Origin of the sequence: Paenibacillus sp. 1011MAR3C5, from assembly GCF_003591485.1 — a bacterium.
GTDB lineage: Bacteria > Bacillota > Bacilli > Paenibacillales > Paenibacillaceae > Pristimantibacillus.
The window spans coordinates 727704-747569 of sequence record NZ_QZCF01000001.1; the positions used below are offsets into that span (position 1 = coordinate 727704).

Genomic DNA, 19866 nt, shown 5'->3' on the forward strand with positions numbered 1-19866 from the left:
GTAATAGCGATTGTATACGTTAGTTAAGGGTCGGGGCAGCTTCCTGTCCCTCGGAATTGCTGGCTGCTGGTCCGCCCAGTCCGTTCCCTTGCTCTGCAGATGCGGACGGTTCCCGGTCTTCCTCAGCCGCTTCAAGCTCGGCCATCTGGAAATATCCGATTTTACGGAACTTGTTGTAACGATCCTCAATCAGCTCGTCGGCACTCATTGCCAGCAGTTCTTGAAGATGAGACCAAAGCCCTTCCTTAATGCGCTCCGACTGGTACTCCAAATCACGATGGGCGCCGCCTTGCGGCTCCTCGATAATCTGCTCAATAATACCGAATTCCAGCAGATCCTTGGCCGTAATCTTCATGGCTTCTGCTGCCTGGTCGGCTCTCGAAGCGTCCTTCCAGAGAATCGATGCCGCGCCGTTAGGCGAAATCGCCGAATAGATGGCATTCTCCAGCATCAGCACGCGATTGCCAACGCCAAGCGCCAGCGCACCGCCGCTGCCTCCCTCGCCGATAACGACACAGATGATAGGCACACCGAAGCCGGCCATCTCTCGCAGATTGCGCGCAATCGCTTCCGATTGTCCGCGTTCCTCTGCCGTATTGCCCGGGTAGGCGCCCTTCGTATCGATAAAGGTAATGATCGGGCGATTGAACTTGTTCGCCTGCTGCATGAGCCGCAGCGCTTTGCGGAAGCCTTCCGGATGGGGGCTGCCGAAGAAGCGTGCGATATTATCGCGCGTATCCTTGCCCCGCTGATGGCCAATAACCGTTACCGGCACGCCATTCAGCTTGGCCAGGCCGCCTACGATCGCCAGATCGTCGGCGAATAGCCGATCGCCGTGCAGCTCCATGAAATCGGTAAAGACCTCACCGATGAAATCGAGCGATGTCGGGCGTTGATGATGACGCGCCAGATGCATCTTCTGCGCCGCCGTCAGCTCGCTGTACAGCTCTTCTTCCAACTGCTTGCAGCGCTCCTCCAGCCGAAGAATCTCTTCCGAGAAATCAATGCCTTTGCCGACGCTCAAGCTTTTCAGTTCTTTAATTTTTTGACGCAATTCCACAATGGGCTTCTCAAAGGGCAGTTCATTCGCCATGGAACGATTCCTCCTTCACGCAGTGCATGTCCAGCAGCTTCGTAAGCGTCGCCTTCATATCCTTGCGGTGCACAACTTTATCCAGCTGGCCATGCTGCAAATTGAACTCAGCCGTCTGGAAGTTGTCCGGAAGCTTCTGACGAATCGTCTGCTCGATGACGATGCGTCCGGCAAAACCAATTAAAGCGCCGGGCTCGGCCAAATTATAGTCGCCAAGGCTCGCGAAGCTGGCGGATACGCCGCCTGTCGTCGGGTCCGTGAAGACGGAAATGTACAATCCGCCCGCCCCTTGGAACTTCGCCAGCGCAGCGCTTGTCTTGGCCATCTGCATCAGGCTCAGGATACTCTCCTGCATACGAGCGCCGCTCGATGTCGAGAAAATGATAAGAGGAAGCTTCTTCTCATGAGCCGCTTCGATTGCTCTTGTGATTTTCTCGCCAGCTACGGAGCCCATGCTTCCCGTAAAGAAGTCGAAGCTCATCACGGCTACGACAACAGGAAAGCCGCCAATCTTGCCTTCGCCCGTTACGACGGAATCGCGAAGGTTCGACTTGGCTTTCTGCTGCTCAAGCTTATTGGCATAACCCGGGAAGGACAACGGATCGACCGATTCCATAGCGGCATCGTATTCCGTCAGTTTGCCGTCGTCCAGCGTCATGCCGATCCTCTCCCAAGCATTCAGCCGGTAATGATGCCCGCAAGACGAGCACACCTTCAAGTTTTTCTCCAGCTCTTTGCTGTATTGAATCGTGCCGCACTTGGAGCACTTATTCATCAAGCCTTCTGGAATATCACGCTTGGGACGCTCCGAAGGGATCGTCGCATATTTTTTTTTCGAAAATAAGTCCTTAATTTGCACTGTTACACCTCTCAAGGCGCAATAATGTTGAATTAGCCATCAAGAGCGAAACAAGGAATTGAATACTTCCTGCACTTCCTCAAGCTCGCCTGACGGAACCAATATCTCATATTGCTGTTTAGACAGATTGACGGGCCGGACCTTTATCAAAAAACCTTCTTCCGTGAGCCGCTTCTTGATGTTTTCTGCCATTTTTGCTGTTGGTGCGATATAGATAACCGTCCACATCTTGGTACCTCCTGATAACCCCGCGTTAGCAAAGTTAACCTGTCGAACGTTCACGACTGTCGCCGTCCTGTCTAGTAAAACCAAACTAATCCCGCCAAAAGGCCATATGATGCCATAATGATAACATAGTTATGGCGAATCGGGCAAATGATATTGGATGGCTTTCGGATCGCCGTGAGCGATGCGGGCTGATGCCGCAGCCGCCAGTCCGGCTACCAAATCGTCCAGAAAGACATGGATTTTTTCGCCTTTTACATTCAATTTGCGAATGATGCCTGGCTTCATTTTGTCCAAATATCCGAAGCTTGTAAGCCCGATCATGCCGTACACATTCGTAATGCCAAGGGCAAGGGTCTCATCAACGCCATACAGCGATTCGTCGCGCTCCATAATGGATTGAAGCGGCTCAGGCAGAAGCTTGCGCTCGGCAAGCTCATCCAGGGCGATCCCGGTATATAGTACATATTGCACTTCTCTCTTCTCCAGCACCGCTCGCACGCTATCCCGGCACTCCTCCATGCGAAGGTCCGAATTGTACGGCGATTGCAGTGTATATACGATTTCCGCAACATCCTCAACAGTTACGCCGCGTGTCTCCAGCCATTTTTCGATTGCGTTCACGGACATCCTTCCTCTCGGGGCCTGCTTGTATCTCTATGCATATGCGTGGACAAGCCATAATGTGCATAGAAATACAAAATCCGATAAGAAGAGCGCCCTGCTCTTATTTGATCACGGCTGTACCTGCGCCCAGCAGTTGCTCGATTGCCCCCATCAGCTCAGGCCCAGGCTTCACGCGATGGCTAGCGCTAAGGGCGATGGCTTTGCCTTCCCGTTCATAAAACAATGCGCAATCGATCGTACCCGGATGGGACAGCAGCAATTCCTTCAAGGCATTCAGCACATCCGCTCGTTCGCTGCTCTCCGTAATTTTGATGTAGAGGAGCTGCCGCTTGCCTTCTCTTGTCTCGCTGCCGGCAGCAGAACGCACAGTTATGTTCGGGACGGCAGGCTGCTGCCGATCGCCGTCTGCATTCGGACGGGTTGGTCGCTCAGTAGAGGCACGGCGTTGCGTTGCCTCCCCTGGCGAGGAACGGTCCCTTCTTCCAGATGCTGTCCGGGAAGATGAATCTGCGCCAGCAGCCGGCCGGAATGGCTGCGATTTCGATTCGGCCGCTTGCTGCTGCGGCCTGCCAGCCGTTGCCGGAGGACGACTACTGTCCATTCTGGCCGAACGGCTGCGCGCTGCGTTGCGCAGTCGTCTGACCTGCGCAGCCATATAATCGTCGGTCCCCTCAATGGGTACAACATCATCGACCAGCAGCTTGAAATCCTCGTCCTCATGCTGGACCTTCGCTTGTACGATGACAAGCCCGTCTTTGGCTAGCTTGGCGCCAACCCGCTTCCATACAGCGGGGAATACGACGGCTTCCACTCGCATGATGCGGTCCTCTACTTCCATAAATCCCATCGCATTGCCTTTCTTATTGGTGAAAGGCTTGAGGCCCGCAACCATCACACCGACCACGGCTATCGTTCCGTCCGCCGCATCGTTCAAATCCACCAGACGGTCAAGCTCCAGCTGATCAAGCCGCTCTGCTACTGCATCCAGCGGATGGCCCGACAAATACATGCCCAGGAGCTCACGTTCAAAGTCCAGCATTTGAGAAGTCGTAAACGGCCTGATGTCCGGCAGCTCCACATCCCAATTCTGTACTTCCTCGAAGCCGAACATCTCGATCTGCAGCTCTTCCTTCTCCTTCCGCCACTTCACCGCCGTCTCCACCGTCTCCTCCAGCGAAGCAAGCAGTTGGGCTCGATGGCCCGGCAAGGAGTCCAGCGCGCCTGCCTGAATCAGCGATTCCAGGACGCGCTTGTTGACGACGCGCAGATCAACCCGCTTGCACAGATCGAGAAAACTGGCGAACGGGCCGTTCTCCCGCTCCCGAAGAATGGCGTCGATCGCCTGAGTGCCGACATTCTTAATGGAAGCCAGTCCAAACCTGATCGCGGATTCCACAGGCGTAAATGACACGCTGCTTTCGTTCAGATCCGGGGGCAGCACCTCTATATCCATCCGGCGGCATTCATCGGCGTATTCCGCGGTCTTGCGCATATTGCCCGTAACCGATGCCATCATAGAGGCCATGAAAGGTACAGGATAATGCGCCTTAAGCCAGGCGGTCTGGAATGCAAGCACGCCATATGCGGCCGCATGCGCCCGCGGGAAGCCATAATCGGCGAAACGGACGATCATGTCGTAGACCCGGTTGGCCTCCTCTTCGCTATAGCCTTGTCCCAGGCTGCCCTTTACGAAGTGGGCGCGCTCCTCATCAAGCACCTCGCGCTTCTTCTTGGATACCGCCCGGCGCAGCAAGTCGGCTTCACCCAGCGAAAATCCCGCCATGAGGGATGCAATCTGCATAATTTGCTCCTGATAGACGATGATCCCGTACGTATCCTTCAGGATAGGCTCAAGGTTCGGGTGAGGATAGGCAATATCCAGCACACCGTGCTTGCCCCCGATATACTTCGGAATAAACTCCATCGGACCCGGACGGTACAAGGCTACTACCGAGATAATATCTTCGAAGGTCGAGGGCTTCATCTCTCGCAGCACTCGCCGCACGCCAGTCGACTCCAGCTGGAAGATGCCCGTCGTATCGCCTCGACCGAGCATCTTGTACGTATCGGGATCGGAATCGTCTATCGTACGGAAATCGATCTCCTTCTTGAACAGCTCTTGCACCCAGTCGAGAGTCCGCTCCAGAATCGACAACGTCCGAAGGCCGAGAAAGTCCATCTTGAGCAGGCCGATCGCTTCGAGATGCTCCATCGAATATTGCGTCAGCGGTATCGATTCGCTCCCGCCCTGCAGCGGGACGTAGTCTGTAAGCGGCTCCTTCGAGATAATGACACCTGCGGCGTGAGTCGAGGCATGACGGGGCATTCCCTCCACCTTGATCGCCATCTTCAGCAGCGCGTCCGTCTTTGGCTGCCGCTCGCAGGCGGATCGCAGCTCCTCGCTCTGGCGCAGCGCCTCCTCCAGCGTAATGCCGAGCTGGTTCGGGATCAGCTTCGCGGCCCGGTCCACCTCCTGGAAAGGCACGTTCAGCGCTCTGCCCACATCCCGGACCGCAGCCTTCGCCGCCATGGTGCCGAACGTAATGATTTGCGCAACATGCTCCTCGCCATACTTGGCGGACACATAGGCAATGACTTCATCACGGCGCTCGTCGTTGAAGTCGATATCGATATCCGGCATCGATATCCGCTCCGGGTTCAGGAAGCGCTCGAAGAGGAGCTTGTATTTCAGCGGATCGACATCGGTTATCCGCAGCGCGTAGGCGACGAGACTGCCTGCGGAGGAGCCCCGGCCAGGGCCGGTGCGTATGCCGCGTTCATGAGCGAAGCGGATGAAGTCCCACACAATCAGGAAGTAATCGCTGAATCCCATATTTTCAATAACCGACAGCTCATAAGACAGCCGCTCTTCCGCCTTCGCGCGGAAATCCGAGCCGTCCGTCCACTCCGGCAATCCAGCATATCGCGACACGAGACCGTTCTGGCATAGCTCCGCCAAATAGTGAGCGGAGGATGCTCCGGCGGGAACAGGCCGGAACACCGGCAATGCCGCTCTGCCGAACGTCAGCTCCAGGTTGCATTTGTCCGCAATTTCCGCCGTATGGTCGATGGCTTCCGGCACATGGCGGAATAAAGCCGCCATCTCTTCTCCGCTCTTCATATACAGCTGGTCCGTCGCCATGCGCATGCGGTCCTCATCCTCGACCGTCTTGCCCGTACCAATGCAGATGAGCACATCTTGCACGCCGGCGTCTTCCGGCCGCAAATAATGCACGTCATTAGTCGCCACCAGCTTGATCCCCGTCTCCCGGGCAAGTTCGATCATGGCCGACGCCACTTTCTTCTGCTCTAGCATCCCATGGTCCTGAAGCTCCAGGTAGAAGTCGTCTCCGAATATCGTCCGGTAGCGAAGCGCGGCTTCCCTCGCCTCGTCCATGCGGTCATAGAGCAGATGCTGGGATACCTCTCCCTTCAGGCAGGAGCTCAGGCAGACCAACCCGTCGGCATGCTTCGCCAGCGTCTCCATATCCACTCTGGGTTTATAATGGAAGCCCTCCAGATGGGCGATCGAGCTGAGCTTCATTAAATTGCGGTAGCCCGTCTCATCCTTCGCCAGCACGATCAGATGATAGGTCGGATTATCCTTGCGGGAGCCTTTCTCGAATCGCGAGCCTGCCGTCAAATACAGCTCGCATCCGATAATCGGCTTGACTCCGTTTGCGCGGCAAGCGCGGTAGAACGGAATCGCCCCGTACATGACGCCGTGGTCCGTCAAGGCAAGCGCTCGCATGCCAAGCTCGGCAGCCCGGGAAGCCAGATCCCGTATGCGGGCGGCGCCGTCAAGCAGGCTATATTCGCTATGCGCATGAAGATGTACAAATGCCTTTCCTTGTCCGGCACTTTCGCCCATGGTATGACCACCTTTCCTAGCAAACCTCTGTTCTCATTTTAAAGTTATCGCTATTTTATCATAATCGGGTTGGACACGCCCATAGAATGGTATAAAGCGTTGGGATCATGGATTGGGGGCAACGGGCATGACCTATTTTTTATCAAAAGCGGGTATGGATTTTTTCATCGCCTTTGGCGTCGTGATCGGAGGAGCCACGCTGGCGGGCGTCGGCTCCGTCTTTATGCTGATGCCGCCTGCCACCGTTATGCTGGACACTGCGCTCCGGCTGAAAATATGGGCTATCGTAGCCGCAATAGGAGGCTCGATCGATCCCGTCAGAGTCATTGAAAGCAATATCTCTCTAGGCCAGCTGTCGCCGGTCGCGCAACAGATTTGTTTTATTCTGTTCGCCTTCCTTGGTGCGCATATGGCTACCGAACTGGTTCGATTAATATGCAAAGGAGCGCTGTAGTCGATGAGACTGCCTCCATTCGAACGATATATAAGGGGCATGCAGCTTGCAGGCGTCTTTATTCTGGGCATGCTGGCCGGAGCTGTCCTCCTAAATTCCCTGTTCGTAGCGCAGTTTGAAGCTTTATATCATACGAAGAATGAATTGGAGTCCAAGCTGGAGCAATACGAGCAAGACATTCGGGGGTTAAACCAATATAAAAACCAGCACACAGTCATTAAAAGCATTCAGCTGAGGCTTGCCGAAAATAATGGCAAGCGGACCCACCTGGATAAAGTGACCGAAGCCGAGCTGATCAAGCGCGTGAAGGAGGACCTCTCCATCTTCCTTGGGCAAAGCATCTATGAGGTCGACTCCGACGCCAAATTCGCCCGCAAAATTCTGGAGAGGAAAGTCTATGAGGACATTAACGGCAAAGATTATGTGGTTGAGCTGCAAACGGTGCTGCTTGCAGACAATGTACTTCAAATTTGGATGATTGCGCTGCCTCATGCCAAAGCTCCCGCTTCTTGATAGGTTTGTCATTTTCTAGCTTCATCCCATCTTCTGCAGCGTTTTGAAAAAACGCATCATCGGAAGCATAAGCTCATGTGCTGAAAACCGGACTTTTTGAACTCGCACTTGAAGCAAACACATACACAATCTGATACAATAGAAAACGATTGGCAGGCCGTGAACGCCAATTATCGGCTCAGGCCTCTATTTTTCGAATTAAAGGAGCTGTATAGGTAACATGGATCAACTGCTGCAATGGCTGCTATTCCCGGGCATCCTTATTACGCTGGCGCTTTCGACCGTATTCAGTTTCAAGTCGCGGCGCGCTGCGGATGCCAGAACGAGGGGCATACAAGCCGCTAGAATGAACATAAGCATGGGCGGCATGCTGCTATTTATCGCCGCTGTCCAGCTATTCCTGTCCGCCGAATCTACGCTTCGCATCGTCATTGGCGCAATCTTTATCGTCATCGGACTGTTCAACCTGTTCGCGGGCATCCGCAACTTGAGCATCTACCGTTCGATGGCTCCAAGCGAGCAGACACACCGTTAATACGGGTCGATCATCTGGGCCGTCAGCATCGCCTTCGCGGCTAACCCCTGCCGGTCCAGCACCTCGATCTCCAGTTTGGAGAATTTGCGGCTTAGCTCAAGCGGCCGCGGCTTTATCGTAATTTCACTATCGATTTGCACGGGTCTGACATAATAGGATGTCATGCTCTCCAGCAGGAAATCCCGCTTGCCCGTATCCCTGATCATTCTTCTGGCGGCTTGCGCCATAAGCGTAGTCAGAAGACCCTCTGAGGCCATGCCTAGCGCGCCTGACATTTGCGGCGTAATCGCCCCTTTGTAGCTGATGCCCGCGTCGTCCAGGCTGCTCTCCTCCGTCTGGATAAAGCCCGCCCACATTAAATCCTCAAAGGTCTGTCCCGATTCCGGCTGTTTGCCCGCGAATCGCATTGCATCCAGCACCTCTTGCCGCGTCACGACGCCCAGCAGCTTGCGATGCCGATCGACGATCGGCAGCAGATCGATGCCCTCCGCCGCCATCGTATGCGCTGCAGACGTGACCGTAATATTGGGAGCTGCCGTAATGGGCTGCCTGGTCATGACCTTGTCCACCGCGATATCTTCCTTGGAGCCCACCGCATCCTTCGCCGTCATCATTCCGATGACCCTGCCCCGATCATCAACGACCGGAAAACGCGAATATCCCGTTTCCTTGGACAGCCTGCTGTAGTCGGATACGGTAGCGCCGGTGCGAAGCACGTCCGCCGGACGGCTGAACGTAACGATATCCTCAATCAGCATGATTTTACGCTTGATAAGCCTGTCATACATCGCCCTGTTAATCATGGAAGCAACCGTATACGTGTCGTGTCTGGACGACAGAATCGGCAAAGAGAGCTCGTCCGCAAGCGCGATTACCTCTTCGCTTGGCTCGAACCCTCCTGTAATCAATACGCCTGCACCCTGCTCCAGCGCCTGACGGTGGACGTTCACACGGTTGCCCACAATAAGCAAGCTGCCTCTGTCGATATATCGAAGCATCGCTTCCAGCTCCATCGCGCCAATGACGAATTTATGCAGCGTTTTGTCCAGCCCCTCGCCGCCGCCGAACAACCGGCCTTCCACAATTTGCGCAACCTCGCCGAATGTCAATTGGTCCAGCGCGTCACGCCGCTTGCGGTCGATCCGCACGGTGCCGATCCGCTCCTTCGTGCTGACGAGGCCGGACGCTTCCGCCTCCTTGAATGCCTTGTATACCGTACCTTCGCTTACGCTCAGCGCTTTCGCAATGGCTCTAACCGATATTTTCGTGCCGATCTTAAGTCCCTGTATATGTTGAAGAATTTGCTCATGCTTGGTCGTCGTATCATTGCCTGGCTCATGGATCGTGCTCACGTTCATTCCCTCCTCGATAGCTCCATTATAGGACATGGAAACAAGAATCGGAAATTCGGAAGGCTTGTCTGGATCTTGGCGGCCTAATCTACCATTTCAACTCTACCTTTGTCACCTTTAAATGGGCGTCGACCGGCTGGCCGCTCGTCCCCAGCAGCTTCCATTTCTTAAACAATCCGTTCATGGTGTTCACATTAATCGCGCTCTCTGCACCTTCTACGATAAATTGCTGCCAGTCATAATCGATCGGCACACGGTAGCGAAGCTTGTGAATCGGATAATTCATATAATCGATAACCTGTTCCGGGATGGCTTCATAGATGTTGGAAAACAGAAATGACCCGCTTTCGCTATAGGGCCTTTCTATCGATTCCGATTTCAATTGCATCAAGTACTCCACAGTCTGCGTGTGCGCATTCACTCCGCAACTGAAAGTTCCCTTTGCTGTCGCGGACTTGTTAACCCGATGCGAGAAGCGGTAGATGAAGGACAACGAAAACGACACATTGCAATAAAAAGCCCGAACCTTTCTATAAAATTCAAATTCCTCTACCATCATCCCTTCTTCACCCTGCTCCTTCAACTATTATCCCACCATTCTAACACATTTGTCATATTTATGTTAATTATAATAAATCATCCACCACCAAGTCAATGACTATAGTCATGAATTAATATACATCCTATATAACGTTGAGGCACTGCGTTTAACCTTTTATCGTTAGGCTGAGGTGACTTTATGAGCGATATCGGACGTTTGGTCGGCGAGAACATACGTGCACTGCGCAAAGCCAAAGGGCTTAGCCAGGAGCAATTGGCGCTGCGCGCGGACATCAACGCTTCTTATATGGGACAAGTCGAACGCGGTGACAAAAACCCGACGATCGACGTACTGAGCAGGATTGCCGCCGCGCTGCATACGTCGCTGGAGACAGTTGTGAACATCCAGGCGGAGCAGCCTCCCGAGGAAAGCAGCGAGGCCGTGCGATACGCAGACAAGATCGCGAGCCAGCTGTCGGGTCTAAGCGTCAAGGAACAGGAAGCCGTCTATAAACTAGTCAAGCAATTAGTCCAGTTCAAAGATTTGGAATAATACCAGCATCTATTGCCGCACACCAAAAAGGCCCCCTAAGGAGGCCTTTTATTGTACAAGCTCATTCCGGCTTGTCTTCCTTTATCCTCTGCCTCTGGTGCGCTGCACAACCTCCGACCGCTTCGCAATCCGCTTCTCCAGAGCACGCTCCCACCGCTGCGCCTTTGCGCACTTGATGCGAGCCATCTCCCTGCGCTTCCCTTCACTCATGAGCAGCATATTCACATTAGCCGCTATGATGACCGCGGTAAAGCCGAGCCATACGTACCAGAACAAATGAGCAGCACCGCCTTCCCCGCTTTGCCCCAATTGAGTCAACGCATAAAAAAGCATGCCCGAAGCAGCTATAAGATAACATACATGGCGGCCCTTGCCCGGCAATTTCCGTTTGCGGTCCATATCCAACTCTCCTCCTTATTCACCCCGATGCGGACAACATCAGCCTTGTCCCTTGTGCTTCTATTCTATGATCCGGATTCCGACTCTATGACTGCGGGAAGCGCTTCGCCCCGAACACGCAATCACCATCCGTTAGGCGAACTCATATGATGAATTAATTCGTGTAAAAGACCTACAGGCCTCCATATCCAATCATCGCATGACCTTCTGGCTTGGAAGGAGATTAGAAATGCTTAGAACGAAAGTCGCCATACAAGTCATCGCTGCAAATCAGCTGCCCGAAGATACAATCGTGCTTGGCGAAGGCTACATCAAGCATTGGAAGATCCCTAGAGGACAGCATGTAGAGCTCAAGTTCGGCGCTTTCCGCCGGCATCTGAAAGTCATACCGGCTGCGAAACTCGACGGCATGCGCATCAGCCAGTCGCTCGCAGCCAAAATGGGCTGGCCGCCTGGTTCTCCCGCCCGTATCCATCTGCGTATGCATTACAAGCCGGCCACCGGCATGCTGTCGCTTGGTCCGCTCATCGGCGTGCTGGTAAGCCGCGACTGCCCTCAGACGCCGGATAAGCCGTTCGGCACCATTACGATGTTCTGCCGCGAGCTGGTGGAAGCATGCAAGGCACAAGGCGCGTATGTCTACTTCTTCACGCCCAACCATATCGGAGAGAGCGCGGATGAAGTCGACGGTTGGACGTATTCAGACGGATGGAAGCAAAGCCGCTTCCCTGCGCCCGATATCGTAAACAATCGCCTGACGACGCGAAAGCTGGAGAACAGCCATGAGGTCCAGCGTTTTATGAAAGAGACCAAGCTCTATCACTCGACCATCTTCTTCAACGAAAAGTTTCTGGATAAGACCGAGGTGTTCGAAGCGCTTCAGAAGGACGAATCGCTCGTCCGTTACTTGCCGGAATCGCATCCGCTGCGCAGTTATGCCACGCTGCGGAGCATGTGCGGCAAATACAGCAATGTGTTTCTCAAGCCGGTACGAGGCAGCCTGGGCAAAGGCATCATTCGCGTCTCCCATTTGGAGGGCGAAAGCTACCAGGCGCTGCATGCCACACCTGCAGGCTCGCGCAAGCAGGTATATCCCAATCTGACACGGCTGTACGCCTCGATCTCCGCCAAGATGAAATCGGTCCGCTACCAAATCCAGCAGGGCTTGCATCTGATTGAGATCCAGAAGAGGCCGGTCGACTTCCGGGCACTCGTCCAGAAGAACGCAACCGGCAAATGGATGATCACCTCCATTGTCGCCCGGACGGCCAGCAATCAGCATTTTGTGTCCAATCTGGCGCGCGGAGGGACGCTGAGCACCGTTACTGCCGCCGTGTCCAAGTGCAACATGAACAGCAGCATTAACCGGCTGGATGCGACCGGACGGCTCCGCAATGCGGCGCTGCAGATCGCTAAGGGCATCGACACGCATATTCCCGCCCACTTCGGGGAGCTTGGCATCGACCTTGCACTCGATACAAGCGGCAAGGTGTGGCTGCTCGAGGTCAACTCCAAGCCATCCAAGAACGACAATACGCCGCTGAACGAAGGCAAGATCAGGCCTTCCGTTCGCATGATGATCCAATACGCCCGCTTCCTCGCGGGTTTCTGACGGAGGCTGTTATGGAGCACACGATATTGTACCTGGGCATACTGGCTGCGCCGTTTCTATCGCCTGATTATGAAGGGCGAACAACTCCGCCGGAGCCGCGCCTATGCCGGGATCTGACCGAGGCCTCCGATCGGTTGTCCGTGCATGCGTATCTCTTCACCGCCGAGGACTACGACCATGCTGCTGGCACGCTGCACGGCTGGCGCTGGCAGAATGGCGAATGGATACGGCGGCCTGTGCCGCTGCCGGATATCGTGTACGACAGAACCTTCTTCCAGGCCAAACGAGACCGGCTCCGATGTGAAGCGGCGCTATCGGCCATCCATGCCCGCAAAGCGCATCGCCGCATGAACGGAAGCTTGCCTTCGAAGCCGGTCGTCTACGATCGGCTTGCCGAGGACACGAGGCTTGTGCGCCACACCCCGCCAACTGTTCGCTACGCTCCCGAGAGGCTGGAACCGTTCCTCGCCTCGCATGGCGGGAGCGCCATCATCAAGCCTGCCGCCGGCATGCAAGGAAGAGGCGTCATTCTGATTCGGCAAGCACTGTGGGACGATATGCTGACCGTCAAGGGCAGAACTCGCGGCAACCGCCCATTCGAGCGCATATTGCCGAACTTGACAGAGCTGTCGGCGCGGCTCTCTCGATTTATGGGGGATTCCCCCTTTCTAATCCAGCCCTATCTTCACCTGCGCGATAGCGAGGGACGGCCTTACGATATACGCGCGCTGATCCAGAAGGACGGGGATGGCAAGTGGAGAATAACCGGCACGGCTGCGCGAATCGGCCGCAGCGGCTCCTTGACATCCAACCTGCACGGGGGCGGAGAAGTGATGGACTCCTTCACCCAGCTGTCTGCCAATTTTGGCAAGCCCATGGCCGAACGTTTACTCCATGAAATCCATACTATAAGTGGGCATACAGCAAACCGGCTGGAGCATAGCTTCGGAAGATTTGGCGAGCTTGCCATGGATTTCGGGATTGAGCCGGACGGCTCCATATGGCTGCTGGAAGTCAATTCGAAGCCTGGCCGCGAAGCCTTCCGCCAGACCGGTCCGAATACCGTCTACGCCATGTCCATCGAACGACCGATTCGTTATGCCAGATACTTGAAGGACCGATTATCGCCGACCTTTACCGCATCCGAGTCTGCATATGACCTTTTTCAGCCGCAACGTTAGATGGCCCATTTTTTGGCAGGCTGAGGTCTTTACACGTTCAGGAGGTTCATCGATGAGTTTGACAACTTGCAACGTACACTTCTCACAGCAGTCCGATAAAATCGTCTATTTGTCCAGACCGCTCTACAGGCAGCTCAATCTAACCGGCAATAGGTCGATCCATCTCAAGCTGGGCAATGAAGTCATTACCGCCGCCGTCAAGCAATTGAGGCGCGCCGGCAACCATCTCTATCTGTCCGCCGGGGTCCGCAATTCTATCAGGGTGCCGAAGTCGGGCAACGTCTACCTGCTGAGCAACGGGGAGAATGAATTGCAACTTGGACCGCTGGTCGGCATCTTGACCGATACGATTCATCCGGCAGAAAGTTATCCCTTCGGCTCGCGCTCCGGCTTTATCAAGCAAATTATTCGCACGGGCGACCGCAAGGCTTATATGTTCGGCTTTACGCCCAGCGATATCAATTGGCAGCAGGAGACGGTCAACGGCTATTTCCTGAACGGCCAAGGCAATTGGTACCGCAAAATCGTGCCCTTGCCCGATGTCGTATACAACCGCCTGCCTAACCGCAAAGCGGAAATTTCCCCTTATATCAGCTCGGTGCGGGAGAGATTCGTGAAGAAGCAAATTCCGATCTTCAACTGGAGCTTCCTCAATAAAGCGGATGTCTACAAACTGCTGGACAATGATCCAGAGGGGCTGGCGCACTTGCCCGAATCCGTATCCAATCCGACCCCGGCCAAAATGAAAGAAATGTTGGACCAGCACCAATTTATCTATTACAAGCCGGGAGGCGGCAGCCTCGGAATCGGCATCTACAGGCTGACCTACCATCCAAAGCGGGGTTATTTCGTCCGTTACCGGAAAGGAAGCCAAAATGTGCTGGCCCGCTACAGCAGCTTCCAAAGCATGATGAAGATGCTTCAGTCCCGGCACGGCAGCCGACTTAGCCAATATGTAGCCCAGCAAGGCATCCGCCTAATCGAGATCGACAGATGCCAGTTGGACTTCCGTTTTCATATGCACAAAAATGGCAGCAATCAATGGATTGCCGCAGGAATCGGCGCCAAGAAGGCCGGGCGCGGCAGCGTCACGACTCATGTCAAGAGCGGCGGATCGCTCATGACGCCCGAGCAGGCGCTAAGCCGTACCTTCGGCAGTGAAGCCGGTGCAGTGTTGGAGAAGGCAAAGCAAGTCGCCGTCAAGCTGTCCGAGGCAATCGAGCGGAATTATCCGCACCGGCTGGGCGAGCTCGGCCTCGATATTGGCATCGACAAATCCGGCAGCGTATGGATGTTCGAGGCCAATGCCAAGCCGGGACGCTCCATCTTCAAGCATCCATCGCTGCGCTCGGAAGGAAAAGCGTCCATTTCTTACATCTTTGATCATTGCCTGTATTTGAGCCGCTTCAAAGGAGGTACCAGCCTATGAACAGCTTAATCCAGGATGAACGGTATATGAAGGAGCATTCACGCCCTTCCGCCCACGTGCTGGCGATCTTGACGGTAGACGATCCCGCAGGCGACTTTCGCGGCAACCGCGCCAACTTCGCCGATCTGATACGTACTGGGCAATCATTAGGCTTCTTAGTCTATGTGCTGACCGTCAAACACTTGCATCTGCATCGAAAAATGCTGCGCGGATACATGTATAACAAAGAAGCAGGAGGTTGGCATAAGCAGCTCGTCCCCTTCCCCGACATTATCTATAACCGCATCCCGCTGCGCGAGAACGAGGTTCAACCTGCTGTCCGCCAAAAAATCAATGCGTGCCGCAAGCATTCACGCGTCATTCTGTTTAATCCCTCCTTCTTCAACAAATGGGATTTGTTCGAATGGCTGAGCCGATCGAAGTCGACTCGGCCGTTCATCCCCACGACCAGGCGGCTTATGTCCGTAAACGGGCTGGGCAGGCTGATGCGCAAGCACAGCTATCTCTATCTGAAGCCGGAAAGCGGCAAAGCGGGCAAAGGCATTATGACCGTCAAGGTGCACGGGGAGAAAAGCCTCCCCTACCGCCTTAAGATTCAGGAGAACAAAACCAGCTCCACCTACAGCTGCTCTTCCCTGCAGAAGCTCTGGACGCGAATCCAGAAGCAAAGCGGGGGCGAAGCCTATATTGCGCAGCAGGGCATCCAACTGGCATCCGTCAACGACCGCAGGTTCGACCTGAGGGCGCTTGTTCAAAAAAATCGCAGAGGCTACTGGGAGCTGACAGGCATGGGCGCCCGTCTGGCAGGTGCGACCAGCATTACGACGCATGTGCCGAGAGGCGGGCGGATCGAGGATCCAGAGAAGCTGCTGACGTATTCATTCAACTCGGAGCAGGCTCATAAGCTATTGCAAAAAGCCAAACTCGCTGCCCTTACGATTGCCAAACAGATCGAGCACGCATCCGGGCAGCGCCTTGGCGAGATGTCGATGGATCTTGGCGTCGACAGCAACGGCAACCTGTGGTTTTTTGAAGCAAACTCCAAGCCGATGAAATTCGATGAACCTCATATTAGGCAAAAATCGCTTGAACGCATATTCCATTACGGGGCTTATCTGGCACGGAAGAAAAAATCAAAACAAGCGGGAGGCGCGTAACGTGGAGCTGCTGCTGATGACACCTGAAATGTGGATAAAAGAAAAGAGAAAGCTGCTTGGCTTTATTATTCGATTCGGGGAAAAACGCATTACAGTTGCGTCGCTTCACGCGCTTCGAAGCCTGGAGCCTGCTTGGCTCATGACGGATGAGAGCGGCTACAGCAAAGCGGCGGTGGTGATATCGAGGTCGGGCGGCCGAATCACCGGCCTCGGCTTCGCCGCCGACGGCGGCGAAGGAGGCTGCCTCATCGTCGTCCATCCAAGCGCCCGCCGGACCGGTACGGGCAGCGCGGTTATGCAGTGCATGATGCATGCGCTTGGCCGTCTGGCTTGTCATGTCGCAGCCGATAACATCCCCAGCATGGCTCTTTGCTTCTCTCTCGGCATGAAAGCCGTCTCGATCCACAAAGGGCCTACCGGCAAGTCGACGCTCCGTTTCGAGGGGGGAATTCAGTATGACGCAGCCCGTCCTGGGCATATTGACGCTATATCTCAATGACGCTGGCGCCCTGGAGGAGCGGGATTACTACCGGAAGATGACGGAGGAGGGCCGGCGACTTGGCATTGATGTATTCGTCTTTACACCGGAGGATGTGCATTATAAGCGGAACCGGATACGAGCCCAATACTATCAGCCTGATACGCGCACCTGGCACCGAAAATGGACGGATTTTCCTGATCTGATCTTCGATCGCTGCCGGATTCAGCGTTCCCACAGGTTCGAGCAGCTGCTGAAGTTCAGAGCGCGTTATCATGGCGAAACCTTCCTCAATCGCCCGCTTCGCAATAAGTGGACGATTCATTCCCTATTGGCCAAGGACGCTCGATTCAGTCCGTACTTACCGGCTACACGCTATTACGAAAGCGTCCAGGACGTAAAAGACATGCTTAGAACTTACGACCAGCTGTACCTGAAGCCGATTAATGGCACCGGCGGGCGGGGCATTCTCCGAATCGAGAAGGAGCGCGGCGGACAGCTGCTTATCCAAGGCCGAAACCACTCCAGGCGCATCATCCAGCCGAAGCGGATGGATGCCGGTCAACTGGGTGATTTCCTGGCAAGCTGGAAAGTGAGGGACTCCCGGTATATCGTGCAGCAAGGTCTTCAATTAAAGCTGAAGAACGGACGCGTCCATGATTACCGTCTGCTCGTACAGAAGGACGGCAGCGGGCAATGGCAAGTGACGGGCTGCGCAGGCCGGGTCGGAGCGGCTGGCAGTATTACCGCCAATCTGCATGGCGGAGGCCGGGCCGTCAAGATGGATGCTTTGCTTCGGTCATGGATCGAGGATGAAGCCAGAATCGCGAAGATCAAAGGGGATGTCGAGCGTTTCGGCGTATCCGTCGCTCAATATTTGGAGCTCTGCTACGATGCGCTCTGCGAGCTCGCCGTCGATATTGCCATCGATCGCAAGGGACGTGTCTGGATGATCGAGGTCAATCCGAAGCCCGCAAGAGAAGTGTTCATACGGGCAGGTGAATCCGACGTCTATCGCAGCGCCATCGTCAGGCCGCTGGAATACGCCCTCTGGAAGTACCGGACGATGAAGACTAGAGACAGCGGCGACGAAAATAACGAATAGCGATGAAACGAGACTGTAATAAGAGCGGTATTCAACGCAGCAGTTCGAATAAGCCGGCAAGACCGACTTCATAGCATCTGCTCGCCTCGGCAGCGGGAAACAAGTCGGTAAGACCGACTTATAAGGCGTCTGCTCGTCTCGGTTGAGGGAAATAAATCGGTAAGGCCGAATTAAAGTCATTCGGTAGAGGAAAGTTAAGCCGGACCAGCCGCATTACATCAAAGCGGCAATCGGCCAAAAGCAAGAAATGGCGATGCAGGGGTCTCCTTAGCATCGCCATTTCTTTGCTGTTTTTTGATCAAATGAGCTTTCTCGCCAATCGAGTTCACTTGCTTCCAGGGACAGCCCCTTCAGCTACAAACGCAAATCCGTCAGAATGGCTGCATGCCCAGCGTATCTACTTTCTCGCCCGTAATATCAACGCCCATCTGCTTCGTAATATCTCGGTAGTGGCCTGCACGGCGCTTGACCGGACTGCCGTCCGTCTCGCCGAGATTTGCTTCCAGGCCGTTCAACACCATGATGGTGACGCCAAAGCCGCGGTCGCCGAGCCCTTTGTCGATCTGCTCCTGCGTCGGCTTCCATTTGTTAATGATCACATCATGTGCGGATGGCTTCGGATCTTGTGGCGTCATCCAGTATAGGATAGCGGTCATATAGCCGACCTTGCCATCCTGCGCCAGAATCTCCGGCTTGTTCAGCAGCACGTTTTTGTCCCCATAAATGATAGAGCTGAACAACCCGTAGTTGAAGTTCCAGCTCATCATAATCGGACCGCGCCCGTAATAACGTTTGCCCTCTGCGCCCGGATACAGCTCGGCGCTGTTCGGATCGACGAAGTCGGACATGTTCGCCCCTGTCCTTCCCGCAATGTTCTCATTCCAGAAGAGGCCCCACTTCAGCTCGCCGCCAGGAGCCGTCGCCCAGCCGCCTCCCGTCTCATGGGACAGGTTCGCAAGGAAGGCCGCGAGCTCACGCTTCCGATCCTTCTTGAAGCCTTCCTTCAGGAAGGTGCCGAAATCAATGATAACGGTTTCAATTTCCTTCTTCTTGTTTTTCGATGAATTGAAATCGGCCGAGCGGCTGACAAGCGTCTCGATCCGGGCATCCTTATCCAGACGATAAATTTCCTGTACGCCCGGAGCATCTTTGCGCGTGCTGATTTTCAGCTTAATGTTTGCTACCTCTGTGACGGCGCTGATCAGGTTTTCGTAAGAGAAATAATCGGTCTGGTTTTCTTTATAATACTCCTTGCCCTCCGCCACTTCCTTCCAAGCCTTCGATCCGAGCCGGTACGGGAACAGCTCCTCGAAATCTTGCTTGGTCAGCAGCGCCCTTACCGCCTGAACAGCCTGGTCCGGCTTGTAGTCCGGGTCAATGCCATCCCATTCCCTGCGAATATCCTGGCGCGTCAGGAAGCGGTTCTCTCCAACGGCCAGCACGCTGCCTTCATACACCGAGACGGCTTCGTGCTTGGTTGTGCTTATGACTGGCTGAGGCCCCGGTGCGGCAGATGCGGAAAGCGGCGTCAGCAGCAGGGCGGCGCCAAGAGATAGGCAGGCTGTACGGTAGAGCATGTTGCGGGAACGCGATTCATTGCGTTGTAGCATGTACAAGTCTCCTTTACGAAAAATTAGTTTACTACTAAAAGATAAGCATGGAGACCGCACTTGTATATAGAGCCTGAATCCTGCATAGAAAGGCGGATATGCCGATTTCCGATCCGTTTCTTCCCTGGCATGGAGGGTGTACGGGAACGACTTCTTGCCTTCGCTGTCGAATTAGACAAAATGGTATATTATCCCATGTTGCGAAGGAACTAAGGGAGGGATCGTAATCCGGGCGAGCCTGTATGCAAAAAAAAATAACTGTCGAAATGAATT

At 54.6% G+C, this 19866-nt stretch carries 19 protein-coding genes; 10 read left to right on the forward strand and 9 right to left on the reverse strand.

Annotation, left to right across the window (positions count from 1 at the left end; genetic code table 11):
- Positions 1–19 precede the first annotated feature (19 nt).
- The 5 genes from D3P07_RS03295 to D3P07_RS03315 all read right to left on the reverse strand — a co-directional run bounded on the left by D3P07_RS03295 (position 20) and on the right by D3P07_RS03315 (position 6675).
- Positions 20–1093 carry an acetyl-CoA carboxylase carboxyltransferase subunit alpha gene (locus D3P07_RS03295; protein ID WP_119798649.1) on the reverse strand — a complete coding sequence of 358 codons (1074 nt, stop codon included), beginning with the start codon at positions 1091–1093 and terminating at the stop codon, positions 20–22.
- Entirely contained in the window at positions 1083–1952 is an 870-nt protein-coding gene (gene accD / locus D3P07_RS03300) for an acetyl-CoA carboxylase, carboxyltransferase subunit beta (RefSeq protein WP_119798650.1), read from the reverse strand. Before accD ends, D3P07_RS03295 begins: the two co-directional genes overlap by 11 nt.
- Positions 1953–1991: 39 nt before the next feature.
- On the reverse strand, positions 1992–2180 hold the full coding sequence (locus tag D3P07_RS03305) for a glutamate decarboxylase (protein WP_116042381.1): 189 nt from the start codon (positions 2178–2180) through the stop codon (positions 1992–1994).
- Between the two features lie 129 nt (positions 2181–2309).
- Positions 2310–2807: a phosphatidylglycerophosphatase A family protein gene (locus D3P07_RS03310; RefSeq protein WP_119798651.1), complete on the reverse strand. Its 498-nt coding sequence runs from the start codon at positions 2805–2807 to the stop codon at positions 2310–2312.
- Positions 2808–2904: 97 nt separating this feature from the next.
- Positions 2905–6675, reverse strand: coding sequence for a DNA polymerase III subunit alpha (locus D3P07_RS03315; RefSeq protein WP_119798652.1), 3771 nt, complete (start codon positions 6673–6675; stop codon positions 2905–2907).
- 127 nt (positions 6676–6802) lie between these two features.
- On the opposite strand from D3P07_RS03315, the gene D3P07_RS03320 reads away from it, so the two are divergent.
- The 3 genes from D3P07_RS03320 to D3P07_RS03330 all read left to right on the forward strand — a co-directional run bounded on the left by D3P07_RS03320 (position 6803) and on the right by D3P07_RS03330 (position 8177).
- Complete coding sequence (locus D3P07_RS03320) at positions 6803–7129, forward strand: YtrH family sporulation protein (RefSeq protein ID WP_119798653.1); 327 nt, start codon at positions 6803–6805, stop codon at positions 7127–7129.
- Positions 7130–7132: 3 nt separating this feature from the next.
- Entirely contained in the window at positions 7133–7642 is a 510-nt protein-coding gene (locus D3P07_RS03325) for a sporulation membrane protein YtrI (protein ID WP_119798654.1), read from the forward strand.
- Between the two features lie 220 nt (positions 7643–7862).
- Complete coding sequence (locus tag D3P07_RS03330; protein ID WP_119798655.1) at positions 7863–8177, forward strand: YtpI family protein; 315 nt, start codon at positions 7863–7865, stop codon at positions 8175–8177.
- Here the strand turns inward: D3P07_RS03330 and D3P07_RS03335 are convergent.
- A complete protein-coding gene (locus D3P07_RS03335) occupies positions 8174–9529 on the reverse strand; it encodes a DRTGG domain-containing protein (RefSeq protein WP_259391320.1) in 1356 nt (451 codons plus the stop codon). The genes D3P07_RS03330 and D3P07_RS03335 overlap by 4 nt on opposite strands.
- An 88-nt stretch (positions 9530–9617) precedes the next feature.
- Positions 9618–10112, reverse strand: coding sequence for a hypothetical protein (locus D3P07_RS03340; protein ID WP_119798657.1), 495 nt, complete (start codon positions 10110–10112; stop codon positions 9618–9620).
- Positions 10113–10268: 156 nt separating this feature from the next.
- Between D3P07_RS03340 and D3P07_RS03345 the strand changes: the two genes are divergently transcribed.
- On the forward strand, positions 10269–10622 hold the full coding sequence (locus tag D3P07_RS03345; protein WP_119798658.1) for a helix-turn-helix domain-containing protein: 354 nt from the start codon (positions 10269–10271) through the stop codon (positions 10620–10622).
- A gap of 81 nt (positions 10623–10703) precedes the next feature.
- Here the strand turns inward: D3P07_RS03345 and D3P07_RS03350 are convergent, their stop codons facing one another.
- The gene (locus D3P07_RS03350) at positions 10704–11021 is read right to left on the reverse strand and encodes a hypothetical protein (protein WP_119798659.1); all 318 of its coding nucleotides are present in this window, start codon (positions 11019–11021) and stop codon (positions 10704–10706) included.
- A 229-nt stretch (positions 11022–11250) separates the two neighbouring features.
- Between D3P07_RS03350 and D3P07_RS03355 the strand changes: the two genes are divergently transcribed.
- The 6 genes from D3P07_RS03355 to D3P07_RS03380 are packed head-to-tail and all read left to right on the forward strand — an operon-like array spanning position 11251 to position 17983.
- On the forward strand, positions 11251–12633 hold the full coding sequence (locus D3P07_RS03355) for a YheC/YheD family endospore coat-associated protein (protein ID WP_119798660.1): 1383 nt from the start codon (positions 11251–11253) through the stop codon (positions 12631–12633).
- An 11-nt stretch (positions 12634–12644) separates the two neighbouring features.
- Positions 12645–13814 carry a YheC/YheD family endospore coat-associated protein gene (locus D3P07_RS03360; protein WP_119798661.1) on the forward strand — a complete coding sequence of 390 codons (1170 nt, stop codon included), beginning with the start codon at positions 12645–12647 and terminating at the stop codon, positions 13812–13814.
- A gap of 52 nt (positions 13815–13866) precedes the next feature.
- Positions 13867–15243 carry a YheC/YheD family endospore coat-associated protein gene (locus tag D3P07_RS03365; protein ID WP_119798662.1) on the forward strand — a complete coding sequence of 459 codons (1377 nt, stop codon included), beginning with the start codon at positions 13867–13869 and terminating at the stop codon, positions 15241–15243.
- Positions 15240–16400, forward strand: a complete 1161-nt coding sequence (locus tag D3P07_RS03370) for a YheC/YheD family endospore coat-associated protein (RefSeq protein ID WP_119798663.1) — start codon at positions 15240–15242, stop codon at positions 16398–16400. Before D3P07_RS03365 ends, D3P07_RS03370 begins: the two co-directional genes overlap by 4 nt.
- A 1-nt stretch (position 16401) precedes the next feature.
- On the forward strand, positions 16402–16899 hold the full coding sequence (locus D3P07_RS03375) for a GNAT family protein (RefSeq protein WP_119798664.1): 498 nt from the start codon (positions 16402–16404) through the stop codon (positions 16897–16899).
- Positions 16856–17983, forward strand: a complete 1128-nt coding sequence (locus tag D3P07_RS03380; RefSeq protein WP_119798665.1) for a YheC/YheD family endospore coat-associated protein — start codon at positions 16856–16858, stop codon at positions 17981–17983. The genes D3P07_RS03375 and D3P07_RS03380 overlap by 44 nt, the downstream gene beginning before the upstream one ends.
- A 371-nt stretch (positions 17984–18354) precedes the next feature.
- Here the strand turns inward: D3P07_RS03380 and D3P07_RS03385 are convergent, their stop codons facing one another.
- Entirely contained in the window at positions 18355–19593 is a 1239-nt protein-coding gene (locus D3P07_RS03385) for a chitinase (protein ID WP_119798666.1), read from the reverse strand.
- Positions 19594–19866 lie beyond the last annotated feature (273 nt).